The sequence below is a fragment of the Bradyrhizobium sp. USDA 4486 genome, from assembly GCF_054057995.1.
The window spans coordinates 574,577-587,977 of sequence record NZ_JBSRZV010000001.1 but is presented as its reverse complement, the minus strand read 5'-3'; the positions used below and the strand labels follow the sequence as shown (position 1 = coordinate 587,977).

11 protein-coding genes are annotated in these 13,401 nt (G+C 63.5%); 5 read left to right on the top strand and 6 right to left on the bottom strand.

Annotated elements, in window-relative coordinates:
• Positions 1-604 precede the first annotated feature (604 nt).
• On the top strand, positions 605-1,843 hold the full coding sequence (locus tag ACVWY3_RS02860) for a hypothetical protein (RefSeq protein WP_456837098.1): 1,239 nt from the start codon (positions 605-607) through the stop codon (positions 1,841-1,843).
• Positions 1,844-1,889: 46 nt separating this feature from the next.
• On the opposite strand, the gene ACVWY3_RS02855 is transcribed toward ACVWY3_RS02860, so the two are convergent.
• Both ACVWY3_RS02855 and ACVWY3_RS02850 read right to left on the bottom strand, forming a co-directional pair.
• Positions 1,890-2,672, bottom strand: coding sequence for an enoyl-CoA hydratase/isomerase family protein (locus ACVWY3_RS02855; protein WP_456837097.1), 783 nt, complete (start codon positions 2,670-2,672; stop codon positions 1,890-1,892).
• 127 nt (positions 2,673-2,799) lie between these two features.
• Complete coding sequence (locus ACVWY3_RS02850; protein ID WP_456837096.1) at positions 2,800-4,890, bottom strand: molybdopterin oxidoreductase family protein; 2,091 nt, start codon at positions 4,888-4,890, stop codon at positions 2,800-2,802.
• Between the two features lie 253 nt (positions 4,891-5,143).
• Between ACVWY3_RS02850 and ACVWY3_RS02845 the strand changes: the two genes are divergently transcribed.
• From ACVWY3_RS02845 to ACVWY3_RS02830, 4 genes are read left to right on the top strand one after another with little or no spacing between them, the layout of a single operon-like run.
• Positions 5,144-6,100: a tripartite tricarboxylate transporter substrate binding protein gene (locus tag ACVWY3_RS02845; protein ID WP_456843272.1), complete on the top strand. Its 957-nt coding sequence runs from the start codon at positions 5,144-5,146 to the stop codon at positions 6,098-6,100.
• Between the two features lie 13 nt (positions 6,101-6,113).
• On the top strand, positions 6,114-6,584 hold the full coding sequence (locus ACVWY3_RS02840; protein WP_456837095.1) for a (2Fe-2S)-binding protein: 471 nt from the start codon (positions 6,114-6,116) through the stop codon (positions 6,582-6,584).
• The gene (locus ACVWY3_RS02835) at positions 6,581-8,707 is read left to right on the top strand and encodes a molybdopterin cofactor-binding domain-containing protein (protein ID WP_456837094.1); all 2,127 of its coding nucleotides are present in this window, start codon (positions 6,581-6,583) and stop codon (positions 8,705-8,707) included. Before ACVWY3_RS02840 ends, ACVWY3_RS02835 begins: the two co-directional genes overlap by 4 nt.
• Positions 8,704-9,402 carry a molybdate ABC transporter substrate-binding protein gene (locus ACVWY3_RS02830; protein WP_456837093.1) on the top strand — a complete coding sequence of 233 codons (699 nt, stop codon included), beginning with the start codon at positions 8,704-8,706 and terminating at the stop codon, positions 9,400-9,402. Before ACVWY3_RS02835 ends, ACVWY3_RS02830 begins: the two co-directional genes overlap by 4 nt.
• A gap of 220 nt (positions 9,403-9,622) precedes the next feature.
• Here the strand turns inward: ACVWY3_RS02830 and ACVWY3_RS02825 are convergent, their stop codons facing one another.
• The 4 genes from ACVWY3_RS02825 to ACVWY3_RS02810 all read right to left on the bottom strand — a co-directional run bounded on the left by ACVWY3_RS02825 (position 9,623) and on the right by ACVWY3_RS02810 (position 13,389).
• Positions 9,623-10,429 (bottom strand): SDR family NAD(P)-dependent oxidoreductase, encoded by an 807-nt coding sequence (locus ACVWY3_RS02825; RefSeq protein WP_456837092.1) that lies wholly within the window; start codon positions 10,427-10,429, stop codon positions 9,623-9,625.
• 78 nt (positions 10,430-10,507) lie between these two features.
• Entirely contained in the window at positions 10,508-11,800 is a 1,293-nt protein-coding gene (locus ACVWY3_RS02820) for a TRAP transporter large permease (protein ID WP_456837091.1), read from the bottom strand.
• Entirely contained in the window at positions 11,791-12,339 is a 549-nt protein-coding gene (locus ACVWY3_RS02815; RefSeq protein WP_027562513.1) for a TRAP transporter small permease, read from the bottom strand. The genes ACVWY3_RS02820 and ACVWY3_RS02815 overlap by 10 nt, the downstream gene beginning before the upstream one ends.
• A gap of 78 nt (positions 12,340-12,417) precedes the next feature.
• Positions 12,418-13,389, bottom strand: a complete 972-nt coding sequence (locus tag ACVWY3_RS02810; RefSeq protein WP_456837090.1) for a TRAP transporter substrate-binding protein — start codon at positions 13,387-13,389, stop codon at positions 12,418-12,420.
• Positions 13,390-13,401 lie beyond the last annotated feature (12 nt).

Here is a 13,401-nt window from a genome sequence, read left to right as displayed (position 1 = left end):
CCTGCGCTAGTCCCGATCTTGTCGCGCGCGCATTCCAGCCCAATTTCCCTCAAGGCCACGCGATTGCCGCACGAGCTATCGCTCCGGCTTGTTTCTCAATTGGTTTTAGCGTTCGGATTCGAGCAGCTGGTCAACTAGAGCTAGACGGAGCCCCGAATGGCGGATACCGAGACAAACAATTTGGCATCCTTATGCGCGCGGCAGCGAGAGAGGACGGCGAAGAAGCTTGAAAGCTTAAATCTGTGGCGAACTATCCGTGCGGATAGAGCCTAATGGGATCTCGCACTGCACTTGCTGCTCGTTACCCGCCAGTTGGCGCATGGCCAGCCATCATGCGGGCGGATATGGTCGCAGCCTATTTAGATTACCGCAATACAGTCGAACTTGTGCGCGCGATAGTCCGCGGGGAAGCTCCCCCGCCGACGCATTATCATGGAACTGGTCGCTCCCGCGAGCCAGCTTGGTCGAAGGCAGCTATTGATGACTTCGCGGCAGCGTGCAGCGTTACAAACCCCAATAAGCTAGACCGACAAGACCTGACCTCGCTCGTATGAATTTGTCCAACACTACACCTGGACTTCCTCGTTACTGTCGGCGGAAGGCATTGAAGCATGGCGGTTGGGCCTATTTTTTCGAACCGCCCACCTGGGCACGCAGACAAGGCTGTACCATCGAACCTGAGGCACTCGGCGAAGATTGTGACGCGGCTGTAGACCGGGTCAAGAAAGTCTTGTTACCCGCTTTTGACAGCTGGCGTTCTGGGGGGCTAACCGACCTGTCTCCTACTACGCCTGCACCTGGCACATTCGATTGGCTCGTATGGGTCTTCAAGACGCACCAGAAGTGGAGAGAAGTCGATCACAAAACGCAGCGACTTTACGACCAGGGCTTAGCGCTATTTGCTAATCACGAGCTAAAGGACGGCAGTCGGGCGGGCTCGAAACGGATCACAGCCTTTACCAGAGGATTTGTCGATGCCATCTATGCGAAGTTGCTGGTCGTAGAACGCAAGGAAGCGGACGGCAACACCGTCAAATACGAACGCCGGCGCTTCGCAAATGCTGCCATGACGGCTTGCAGGCGCGCTTGGTTTGTTGGCCAGCGCACTCACGAAAAAGAGGTACCCGAAATAAACCCGTTCTCTCGGATGGGGCTAAGGTCTCGAGCCCCTGGTCAAGCGAAGCGCGAGACGCCCACTGCAACCTGGGACGAGCTTGTCGCGTTCAGGCGCAGCGCCAAGAAACTCGGGTTTTACTCCATCGCTACAGCCGCTTTGTTGAGCTGGGAATGGCTGCAGCGCGAAGAGCATGTCTTCGGCATTTTCGAACTTGCGCACTACCGCCCCGAGGAACGATCAGATAGCGTAAGGATTATACATCCGAAAAATGGGGAGGAAGCATGGTGGCCTCTCTTTGACGAAAGTGGCATGGCGCTTTTTCCCGAGCTAATGACAGAACTGGACGCTATCAAAGCAAGGGATAGTTCCGGATTGGTTTTCCGCCGCGACCATCCTCATAGACGATCAAGCGTGCCAGTCCCGTGGATCACCCAACGCAAAGACCTGCGCTACCTCCGATTTGTCGTAAAGAAGATCATCGCCGTAGCCGGGCTTCGCGACGAACTTTCATTCACATCATTCCGCCATGGCGGCTTCACGGAAGGCGCGGACAGCGATCTCACGGATGCTGAACTGCGCACCGCCGGCCGTCATCGCTCAAAATACCAATTGCCAACTTATGCCAAGCGCACGCGGAAGCAGCTAATTGCGGCTACCAAAAAGCGCCGATTGCAGCGCTCTGGAACAGTCTACTTAGACGATCAGCTCGTGCCCCGAACGAGATAGACGTCGTTTGGCCGGCTGCCTCTCTGAGCTTGTTCCGACATCGTGCCTACCGCCCGGTCCAGACCGGCTTGCGCTTTTCGCCGAACGCCTTCAGCCCCTCCTTGGCGTCCTCGGTCATTGCGAGCAGCGCGATCTGGCTTTCGGTGTAGGCGATGCTCTCGTCGAACGACATCGCGGCGATGGCGCGCATGGCGTATTTGCCGCGGCGGATCGCGGTCGGCGACTTGTCGACGATGCGGCCAATCAGCCAGTCGATCTTGGCATCGAGCTCGGCGGCCGGCACGGCATAGTTGAGCAGGCCCGCAGCCTGCGCGGCTTTGGCGTCGAACGGCTCGCCGGTGAGCGCCCATTCGTTGACGAGGCGTCGCGGTGCCATCTCCTGCAACAGGCTCAGCACCTGCATCGGAAACACGCCGACCTTCACCTCCGGCAGGCCGAAGATCACGTGATCGGCCGCAACCGCCATGTCGGTCATGCACAGGAGGCCCATGCCGCCGGCCATGCAGACGCCACCGACGCGCGCGATCGCAGGTTTCGTCGCGTTCTGCGACAGGCGCAGCAGATCGGCATAGTCGACATTCGGCCTGGAATGATCCATCGCGAACGCCGCGCCGGAGTTCTGCAAGTCGGCGCCGGCGCAGAACGCCTTGTCGCCCGCACCGGTCAGCACGATGACGCGGACGTCCTTGTCCTCATGAGCGTCGCGATAACCCTTGCTGATGCCGGCAATGACCTCGCCGTTCAGCGCGTTGCGCTTGTCCGGCCGGTTGATGGTGATCCAGAACGCCTGCCCGCGCTTCTCGGTGATGACGGCTGTGGTGTCGGTCATGGCGTCGCTTCCTTGCTGTCCCTTTTTGCAGCCATTTGCGGCAGGGCGGGCGGCAGGTGCAAGGGCAATCTGCAGCGCGGCGTCGCTTTAGCGCCTCGACACAATTGCTCACGACGGAGCCGCGCGCTCAGGCCGCGGCGGCTTTCCTGATCCAGACCTTGTTGTCGTGGAACGCGGCGCCGCCGATCGGCGCAACGGCCTCGGCACCAGTCAGCATGTTGATACCGCGGCCGCCGATATGGTTCTTGTTGGGATGAACGGACTCCGCGATCAGCACGCCGCGCTGCACGCCGTCGAACAGCGTTGCGATCAGCGTGGTCTCGCCGCGTGCATTGCCGAGCGTCACCGCATCACCATCGGCGATGTCGAGGGAGGCTGCATCCAGCGGATGGATCATCACGCTCGCCCTACCCTCGCGGGCCTGCGAGGACGGCGTCTCGTTGAAGGTGGTGTTGAGAAAGCTGCGCGACGGGCTGGTCGCGAGCCGGAACGGATGAGCCTGGTCGGCCTGCTCGATCACCGCCCAATGGTCCGGCAGATCGGGCATGTTATCGATATCGCCCATGGTCTGGCCGAACGGCGGATGCGCCCAGTCCGCCCTGAAATGGAATTTCTTGTCGGGATGAGCGAAGCCGTCGAGAAAATGCGAGGTGCGGAAATCCGGCTGCAGATCGCGCCAGATGTCGGCTTCGAGACCGGCGATGTCGCCGTGGTTGCTGAGCTTAAGCGTCGCATCGATCAATTCGCGCGGCGACATCTCGAAACCGCGGTGCTTCGCACCAAGGCGCGATGCCAGCGCCTGCAACACCTCATGGTTGGAACGGCATTCGCCGGGCGGGTCGATCAGCTTCGGCCCGACCGAGATGTGCTGATGGCCGCCGCCGTAATAGAGATCGTCATGCTCCATGAACATGGTCGCCGGCAGCACGATGTCGGCCATCTGCGCCGTCTCGGTCATGAACTGCTCGTGGACCGCGACGAACAGATCCTCGCGCGCAAAGCCCTGACGGACCAGCGCCTGTTCCGGCGCCACCGTCATCGGGTTGGTGTTCTGGATCAGCATCGCCTTGACCGGGCCCTTGCCGCGCAAGGCCTCGGCATCGCCGGTGAGGATGCGGCCGATCTTGGACTGGTCGAGCGCGCGGACGCTTTGATCGATCGCGTCGTGGCCTTCGATGATGGATTCGTTGAAGTGCCACAGTGCATAATTGTTGAAGAAGGCACCGCCGCCTTCGTATTGCCAGGCACCCGTCACCGCGGGAATGCAGGTCGCCGCATGCATCTGTGTCGCGCCGTTGCGCGAACGCGTGAAGCCGTAGCCGAGGCGGATGAAAGTCCGTTTCGTCTCGCCGACCGCCTTGGCAAAGGCCTCGATCTCCGCCACCGGCACGCCACAAATCGCAGACGCCCATTCCGGCGTGCGCGTCTTCAGGTGCGCCTCGAGCTCGGCGGGGCAATCGGTGTATTTGTCCATGTAGGTGCGGTCAGCATAGCCGTCGCGGAACAGGACATGCATCACGCCGCAGGCGAACGCGCCGTCGGTGCCGGGCCGCAGGATGATCTTGATGTCAGCCTGCTTCATGGTCTCGTTGTCGTAGATGTCGACCGCCGCGATTCTGGCGCCGCGCTCCTTGCGGGCACGCGCGGCGTGCGTCATCACGTTGACTTGGGTGTTGACGGGATTGGTGCCCCAGATCACGACGAGATCGGACAGCGCCATCTCGCGCGGGTCGACGCCAGCGATCTTGCCGGTACCGATCGCATAGCCGATGCGTGCGACATTGGCGCAGATGGTCTGATAGAAGCGCGAATATTTTTTCACATGCGTCAGGCGGTTGAGGCCGTCGCGCATCACAATGCCCATCGTGCCGGCGTAGTAATAGGGCCAGATCGATTCCGCGCCGAACTCTCGTTCGGCCTGATTGAAGCGCTCCGCGATCTGGTCGAGCGCCTCGTCCCAGGAGATCCGCGCAAACTGGCCCGAGCCTTTCGCACCCGTGCGGCGCATCGGATACATCAGCCTTTCGGGGTGATGGATGCGTTCGGCATAGCGGGCGACCTTGGCGCAGACGACGCCGGCCGTGTAGGTCTGCTTCTTCGAACCGCGTACGCGGCCGATGCTGCGGCCTTCGACCACCTCGATGTCGAGCGCGCAGGCCGACGGGCAATCATGCGGGCAGGTCGAATGGCGGATTTCGATCTTGGCGTGCTGGTTCATGTTCCAGTTCGTAACATCAAAATTCCGGCCCGCCGAGCGCATTTTGCCGGCATTGCCCATGCGATTTGCTCAAACCGCGCGCGCTGTCGGTTCCTATCGCGCCTGCGAAATGGGGAGGGGCGACAACGAAAACCGCCCGATATTCCCTAATACTATCGGCTTTGTGAGGCGTCGACAGCCCGCCTCCCCTGCCGCTAGAGTGCCGGCCAACAAAGACCGTATCAGGGAGGTGGGCGTGACGGCCCGACAATCCATGCTGGCGCTGGCCGCCGGCCTGCTCGGCGCATTCGCCGCAGCCGCCTCATTGGCGCAAGATTATCCCAATCACGCGGTCCGGATCGTCGTGCCCTTCGGCGCCGGCGGGCCGGCCGACGTCGCGGCGCGGCTGATCGGCAACGTATTCCAGGAGAGCTTCGGCCAGCCCTTCGTGATCGAGAACCGCACCGGCGCCGGCGGCGTCATCGGCACGGTCGAGGCGGCGAAGTCGCCCGCCGACGGCTACACGCTGCTGATGATGTCAAACACCCAGACAGCGAATGAATCGCTGCTGACACAAGCGCAGCGCAAATACGAGCTGATGCGCGATCTCGCGCCGATCGCGCCGGTGAACTATTCCGACCTCGTCATCGTGGTGAACCCACAAGTCCCGGTGAAGACGCTGGCCGAGTTCATCGCGCTCGCCAAGGCGCAGCCGGGCAAGCTGAACTACGCCTCCTCAGGCCAGGGCACGCCCTATCACATGGCCGGCGAGCTGTTCAAAGCCATGGCCGGCATCGACGTCGTCCACGTCCCCTATCGCAACAGCGGCGAGGCGCGCAGCGGCGTGATCGGCGGGCAGGTGCAGATGATGATCGACGCGGTGCCGGCGATGGCGCCGAACATTGCCGAGAACCAAGTCCGCGCGCTCGCGACCACCGGCAAGCAGCGCTCCGCGGTGCTGCCGAACGTGCCGACCGCCGTCGAATCCGGCCTCGCCGGCTATGAGGCGACGATCTGGCTCGGACTGATGGCGCCGGCCGGCACGCCAAAGCCTGTCGTCGACAAGCTCAACGCTGCCGTCAACGCAACGGTGAAGCGGCCGGACATCGTAAAGCTCTGGACCGAGCAGGGCGCCGTACCCATGTCAATGACACCGCAGGAATTCGAAAAATTCCTGCGCGGCGACATCGAGAAATGGGCCGACGTTGTCAAGAAATTCGACAAGTCCTGAGGCGGTACCGCTCATGCCCACGGTTCAATTCCGACTCAATGGCGCAGCGATCGCCGTGGATGCCGATCCGGACCAGATGCTGCTCGATGTGCTGCGCAGCCGGCTCGGCATCACCGGTGCGCATTTTGGCTGTGGAGCCGGTGAGTGCGGCGCCTGTCACGTCATGGTCGACGGCAGCGCGATGACCTCGTGCGACATGCCGATAGGGTCCGTCGCGAACAAGGACGTCGTCACGGTGGAAGGCCTCGGGACAGTGGAGCAACCCCATCCACTGCAGCGTTCCTTCATTTCCGAGCAGGCGATGCAATGCGGCTATTGCGTTTCGGGAATCCTGATCAGCGCGGCGGCGCTGCTCAAGCGCAATCCGTCGCCGACGGAGGCCGAGGTCAGAGCGGCGCTGGATCGCAATCTGTGCCGGTGCGGATCGCATAACCGCATGGTGCGCGCGGTGCTGCGGGCAGCTTCGGAGATGGCCGCGCCATGACGTCCCCTGCCCCAAAGCTGCCGGTCAGCCTGGCATCCAATCCAAGGCTGTCGTCCTGGGTGCGGTTCACCGATGAGGGCCGCGTGGCGATCTCGCCCGGCAAGGTCGAGATCGGCCAGGGCATCGTCACCGCGCTGGCGCAGATCGCGGCAGATGAGCTGGATGTCGAGATCTGGCGCATCGACATGATCCGCACCTCGACGGCGACGAGCCCGAATGAGGGCGTCACTTCGGGCAGCCTCTCGATCCAGCAATCCGGCCGCGCGCTGCGCCACGCCTGCGCCGAGGTTCGCCAGCGCTTCCTTTCTGCTGCATCGGAACGTCTCGGTGTCGATGCGGCGTTGCTCAATGTCGACGACGGCACGATCTCGGGTCCCGGCAATATCAGGACCAGCTATTGGGAGCTGGCCGGCGACGTCTCGCTCGACCACGACGCCACACCAGGTGCGACAGCGAAGATCGCGACCAAGCGCGCTGTCGCCGGACATTCCATCCAGCGCCTGGACGTTCCCGACAAGGTGTTTGCCCAGCCGCGCTTCATTCACGACCGGGCATTGCCCGGCTTGCTGCACGGACGCGTGCTGCGGCCGGACGTCTCGGGCGCCAAATTGACCGCGCTCGACGAAGCGGCCGCACGCATTGTCCCCGGCCTCATCACCATCGCCCGTGACGGAGGATTTGCAGGCGTGGTTGCCGACAGCGAAGCAGCGGCCGAAGCGGCCCTGACGGCCTTGCGCAAGGGCGCGACATGGTCGGCCGGCGAGGCGCTGCCCGACGAAGATGATCTCGCGGGCTTCCTGAAGAGCCAGCCGGTCGAGACGACCGTCATCGACACCAGAGCAGCGGCGAGGACAGCGAAAGCTGCGCACACGCTTCGGCGGCAATACACCCGCCCCTACATCGCTCATGCCTCGATCGCACCGTCCTGCGCGATGGCGCGATGGGATGGCGATCGTATCCACGTCTGGACCCACAGCCAGGGTGTCTATCTGCTGCGCGCCGATCTCGCGATCGTGCTCAAGCTGCCCGCCGACAACATCGTGGTCGAGCACATGGAGGGCGCGGGCTGTTACGGCCACAACGCGGCCGACGACGTCGCGCTCGATGCCGTGCTCCTCGCCAAGGCCGGCGGCGGCCGTCCGGTCCGGGTGCAGTGGTCGCGCCACGACGAAATGTCCCACGCGCCGTTTGGCGCGGCGATGGCGATCGAGATCGAAGCCGACCTCGACGCGGATAACGAGATCGTCGGCTGGCGCCATGCGATCTGGAGCAACGGCCACGCCGCGCGGCCGGGGCGCGCGACGCAGCCTGCGCTGCTCGCCGCTACCGAGATCGCAAGTCCCTACCCGCGCATGATCTCGACCAATCCGCCGACAGCCAATGGCGGCGGTGGCGATCGCAACTCCGTTCCGCTCTACGACCTTCCGGCCTGGACGATCACGAGCCACCGGCTCTTGAGCATGCCGATTCGCACCTCGGCGCTGCGGACGCTGGGCGGACAAGGCAATGTGTTCGCCATCGAATCCCTGCTCGACGAGATCGCGACCTTGCGGGGAGAGGACCCGATCGCGTTCCGCCTGCGGCACCTACGAGATGAGCGGGCGAAGGACGTCATCCGCGCCGCGGCGCGACGCGCGCAGTGGAAGCCGCGGAAACAGCCCAGTGTCGGCCACGGCATCGGCTTTGCCCGCTACAAGAACACAGGCGCCTATTGCGCCGCGATTGCCGAGATCGAAGGCGACGACGACATCCGCGTCAAACGGTTGACGCTCGCGGTCGATGTCGGCGAGGCCATCAATCCGGACGGCGTGATCAACCAGATCGAGGGCGGCGCGATCCAGGCGACGAGCTGGGTGCTAAAGGAGCGCGTTCGCTTCGACCGGACCCGCATCACTTCGACCTCATGGACGGACTATCCGATCCTGACCTTCAGCGAGGTGCCGGCCGTCGACGTCGAGATCATTCAGCGGCCGGAGATCGAGCCGGTCGGCGCCGGCGAGGCCGCGCATGGCCCGGTAACTGCGGCGATCGCGAATGCGGTGTTCGATTGCCTCGGCGTGCGCGTGCGCGATCTGCCGATCACGCGCGACCGGATCATCGCAGCCATGGAGCTTGCATCGTGACGACCTTGACCATTTTGAGCGGCGGCGCGGCGCAAGGCCTGGTGCGCGGTCTCGCCGACGCTTTCAAGACAATGACCGGCCTCCGTATCGACGGTGAGTTCGGCGCGGTCGGTATCATGGCTGACAAGCTGCGCGCGGGAACACCAGCCGATCTCGTGATCCTGACGCAGGCCCTCCTCGCAAAGCTTGCCGAGGAGAAACTCGTCATCCCCTCCTCGATCGCGGATGTCGGCCGGGTCGAGACCGCACTCGCAGTCCGCAGCCGCGACCCGAAAGTTGCGGCGAAGACCGAAGCCGAATTGCGCGAGCTGCTGCGTTCCGCGGATGCGATCTACGTCCCTGATATCAAGGCGTCCACGGCGGGACAGCACGTCGCAAAAGTGCTGGATCAGCTCGGCATCGCCTATGAGGTCGCTTCGCGCCTCAAGATATTTCCCAACGGCGCGACCGCGATGCGGGAGCTTGCAAGCTCCACCGCGCAAAGGCCGATCGGTTGCACGCAGTCCACCGAGATCATCGCCACCGAAGGCATCGCGCTATCTGGCTCGCTGCCTCCCGGCTGCGAGCTCGTGACCATGTACACGGCGAGCGTGACCGCAAGGGCATCGCATCCAAACGGAGCAGCCGCGCTGGTCGCGCTGCTGACTGGCGCAGATCACAAGGAGCTACGCCAGCGCGTGGGCTTTACCGGCTAAAACGGATGAAATGAGGCTCGATAGCTGTGGTGGCGGCGGCAGGCTCCCTCTCCCGCCTGCAGGAGGGGGTCGGGAGAGGGTCTCTCGGCAGCCCAAGACGAGAAAACCCTCACCCGTATCGCATTTTCGACGCGAGACGACCTCTCCCGCAAACGGGAGAGGTGACCGAGCCTGCGGCAATCGATTCAACCCAAAGCCATTCCGCTTTAAGACGCTCCCTCTATTTGTGCAGCTGGGTGAGGCCGGTCGGTGGACCATCCACCGCGGTCCAGCCGCCATCGACGAACAGCGTACTGCCGCTGACATAGCTTGCGGCATCCGAAGCGAGATAGGCCACGGCGGTCGCGACCTCGTCGGCGCTGCTCCAGCGGTTGAATACGGTGTGGCCGGCATAGAGATTGTAGATGTCGGGCCGCTGCTTGAACGGACCGGTCAGGGCGGTCTCGGCGATGCTCGGCGCGATCGCGTTGACGCGCACGCCGGCATGGCCGACTTCGGAGGCAAAACCCTTCACCAAGAGGCCGATCGCCGCCTTGGTGGAGCCGTAGACGCCGAGGCCCGGCTCGATGGTCACCGCGCGGACCGAGGAGCAGGCGATGATGCTGCCCCCCTTCTGCGCGACCATGATGCGGCCGAAGGCCTGAAAGAACCAGACCGTGCCCTTGACGTTGAGGTTGAGGACGCGGTCGAGATCGTCCTCGGTGTAGTCGAGGATCGTCTTGCGGATGTTGAGCCCGGGCGTCGTCACGGCGATATCGAGCCGCGGGAATTTCTCCATCACGGTTTTTGCGAGCGCGTTGACGTCCGCAGCGCTGGCGGCATCGCAGCTGGCAGCTTCCGCCCAGCCGCCCTTGTCGCGAATGCCGGCGGCGGCCGCTTCCGCCGCGTCAAGCGCACGATCGGCGCAGATGACGCGGGCCCCTAATCCGGCCAGCGCCTCGGCCGACGATTTGCCGATCCCTGAGGCGGCGCCGAGCACCACGGCCGTCTTGCCGGTGAGATCGAAGAGCTTGCGATAGTCGGTCACGGACAGATTCTCCCTGTTGCTGTGGCGCAAGCTACGCAAGCGCGATGCGCCGGCCAAGTGCCGGCGCACGCACGGCTACTATCCCTTGTATCCCATCAAGAGGCGCGGCAGCCACAGCGAGAAGGCGGGAACGTAGGTGACGAACATCAGCGCTGCGATCAGCGCGGCGTAGAACGGCAGGATGGTGCGCATCACCGCGCCGACCGAGATGCCGCCGATGGCGCAGCCGACGAACTGGGTCGTTCCGACCGGCGGGGTATTCAGTCCGAGCGCGCAGTTGATCAGCATCAGCATGCCGAACTGCACCGGATCCATGCCCGCCTTCATCGCTATCGGCAGGAAGATGGGCGTGCAGATCAGGATGGTCGCCGCCATGTCCATGAAGGTGCCGAGCACGAACAGGATGACGTTGATGAGCAGGAAGATCATCCAGGGCTGCGTCGAGACCTTGCTCATCAGGTCGCCGGCGAAGTCGGCCACCTCATAGAGACCCATCAGGTACTGGAACATGGTGGAGACGCCGATCAGCAGCAACACCACGCCCGTCGTCTTCACCGCCTTGGCCGCCGCCCGCAGGAAGTTCTGCAGGGTCATGGTGCGATAGATCAAGAACGTCAGCAGGATCGTGTACGTGACCGCGACCGCTGCGGATTCCGTGGCGGTGAAGACGCCTGAGAGGATGCCCGCCAGGATGATGCCGACGATCAGAAGGCCGGGCAGCGCGGCGGCGAGCGATCGGAACACCTCGGCCCAGCCCGGGAACTTGCCTGCGGGATAACCGCGCTTCACCGCGACCGCGTAGGCAGCGACCAGCATGCAGACCATCAGCACGAGGGCTGGCAGGAGACCCGCGGCGATCAGCGCGCCGATCGAGACCTTGCCGCCGGCGGCCAGCGCATAGATGATCATGTTGTGGCTGGTCGGCATCAGGGCGCCGACCAGCGAGGCATGGGTGGTGACGTTGACGGCGTAGTCGGTGTCGAACCCTTCCTTTTTCATCATGGGGATCATCACCGCGCCCATGGCCGACACGTCGGCCACGGGCGAGCCGGAGACACCGCCGAACAGCGTGCAGGCGACCACGTTCGACATGCCGAGCCCGCCGCGGATATGCCCGACCAGATTCTTGGCGAGCTTCACGATCTTGTCGGCGACGCCGCCATGCAGCATCAATTCACCGCTAAAGACGAAGAACGGGATGGCGAGGAACGAGAAGATGTTCATCCCCGACATCATCTGCTGGAAGATGACGGCGACCGGCAGACCTTCGTAGAGGATGGTGCAAATCGCCGAAAGGCCGATCGCGAAAGCGACGGGAACGCCGAGGATCAGGAAGCCGAAGAAACTGGCGCCGAGGATGATCAGTTCCATGAGGGGACGACCTCTTCGCCGCGCAGGAGAGCAATGATGTGCTCGATGGAAAACGACACGATCAGGATGCCGGAGGCGATCAGCGGCACGTAACGGATCACCTCGGGCAGTCCGAGATTGGGAATCTTGACGGTTCCGACCGACGCACCGAGGATCCAGCCGTTATAGGCCATCGCAATGCCGAACACGGCCACGAGAACGTGGATCACGATCTCGATCTTCTCGCGCAGATGATCGGGAAGCATGACCAGCAGACTGTCCATGCCGATGTGTCCGGCATCGCGCACGCCGACGGCGGCGCCGATCAGCGTGACGTAGAGGATCAGAACCAGCGCGAGGTTTTCGGTCCAGGTCGGGCTGGAATTGAGCACGTAACGCCCGAACACTTGGTAGAACACGATGGTGACGATGACGAGCAGCCCGGTCACCGACAGATACATGCCCAGGCGAGCGACGGGAGCATTGATCCGCGACAGCAGCCCGGTCGATGGACGTCCGGCGACCTCCTGCTCGTGGCTTGCGACGTGTGGGTCTGTCATTCCCGCGTCTCCTTCGCGCGTCTGCTCGCGAGGGTGCGGTGTCACCTCGCAGGCAGCACCGGACCCGATGCCCTGGCCTTACTTCGTGTCCTGGATGCGCTTGACGAGGCCCTTCAGCTTCTCGTCGCCGGCGAACTTGTCGTAGACCGGCTTCATCGCGTCGACGAACTCCTGCTTGTTGGCGATCGTCACGACCTGGACGCCGGCCGCTTCGACGGTCTTGCGGGAGGCCTGCTCACGGTCGTCCCAGAGCTTGCGCATGACCGGCACCGACTCCTTGGCCGCCTTGCGGATCATCGCCTGATCCTCCTTGCTCAGCGTATCCCAGACCTTCTTGGACATCACGAGAACTTCGGGCGCCAGCGAGTGCTCGGTGACATTGTAGAACTTGGCTGCCTCGAAATGGCGCGAGGACTCATAAGAGGGCCAGTTGTTCTCGGCTGCGTCCACGAGGCCGGTCTTGAGCGCGGTGTAGACCTCGCCATATGGCATTGGCGTGGGGTTGGCGCCGAGGCTCTGGATCATGCCGACCCAGAGGTCGGATTGCTGCACGCGGATCTTCAGGCCCTTCACGTCGGCGAGGGACTTGACCGGCGCCTTCACAGTGTAGATGGAGCGGGCGCCGCTGTCGTAATAGGCAAGACCGACGAGGCCCGCGGGCTCCATGGCCGCCAGGATCTCGTCGCCGATCGGCCCGTCGAGCACGGTGCGCATGTGCTGCGTGTCGCGGAAGACGAAGGGCAGGCACAGCGCAATGGTCTCAGGCACGAAATTGTTGAGCGGCGATGCGTTGATCCGCATCATATCGAGCGCGCCGATCTTCAGCTGCTCGATGGTGTCCTTCTCGGAGCCCAGGGCGCCGTTGGGAAACACCTTCACGCCGAGCTTGCCGCCGCTCGCCGTCGCGAGCTGCTTGCCCATGAACTTGACGGCCTCGACAGTCGGATAGTCGGCGGGGTGGATGTCGGCGGAACGGAAATCGCGTGCGGTCGCCAGCGGCGCTGAGATCGCCAGCACGGCGGCTGCGATGATACCGGTCAGTGTCTTCATCTGGGCTTTCCT

Coding starts and splice junctions, on each gene's coding strand:
- ACVWY3_RS02840 (WP_456837095.1), top strand. CDS start 6,114: ATGCCCACGGTTCAATTCCGACTCAATGGCGCAGCGATCGCCGTGGAT.
- ACVWY3_RS02855 (WP_456837097.1), bottom strand. CDS start 2,672: ATGACCGACACCACAGCCGTCATCACCGAGAAGCGCGGGCAGGCGTTC.
- ACVWY3_RS02845 (WP_456843272.1), top strand. CDS start 5,144: ATGCTGGCGCTGGCCGCCGGCCTGCTCGGCGCATTCGCCGCAGCCGCC.
- ACVWY3_RS02815 (WP_027562513.1), bottom strand. CDS start 12,339: ATGACAGACCCACACGTCGCAAGCCACGAGCAGGAGGTCGCCGGACGT.
- ACVWY3_RS02810 (WP_456837090.1), bottom strand. CDS start 13,389: ATGAAGACACTGACCGGTATCATCGCAGCCGCCGTGCTGGCGATCTCA.
- ACVWY3_RS02850 (WP_456837096.1), bottom strand. CDS start 4,890: ATGAACCAGCACGCCAAGATCGAAATCCGCCATTCGACCTGCCCGCAT.
- ACVWY3_RS02835 (WP_456837094.1), top strand. CDS start 6,581: ATGACGTCCCCTGCCCCAAAGCTGCCGGTCAGCCTGGCATCCAATCCA.
- ACVWY3_RS02820 (WP_456837091.1), bottom strand. CDS start 11,800: ATGGAACTGATCATCCTCGGCGCCAGTTTCTTCGGCTTCCTGATCCTC.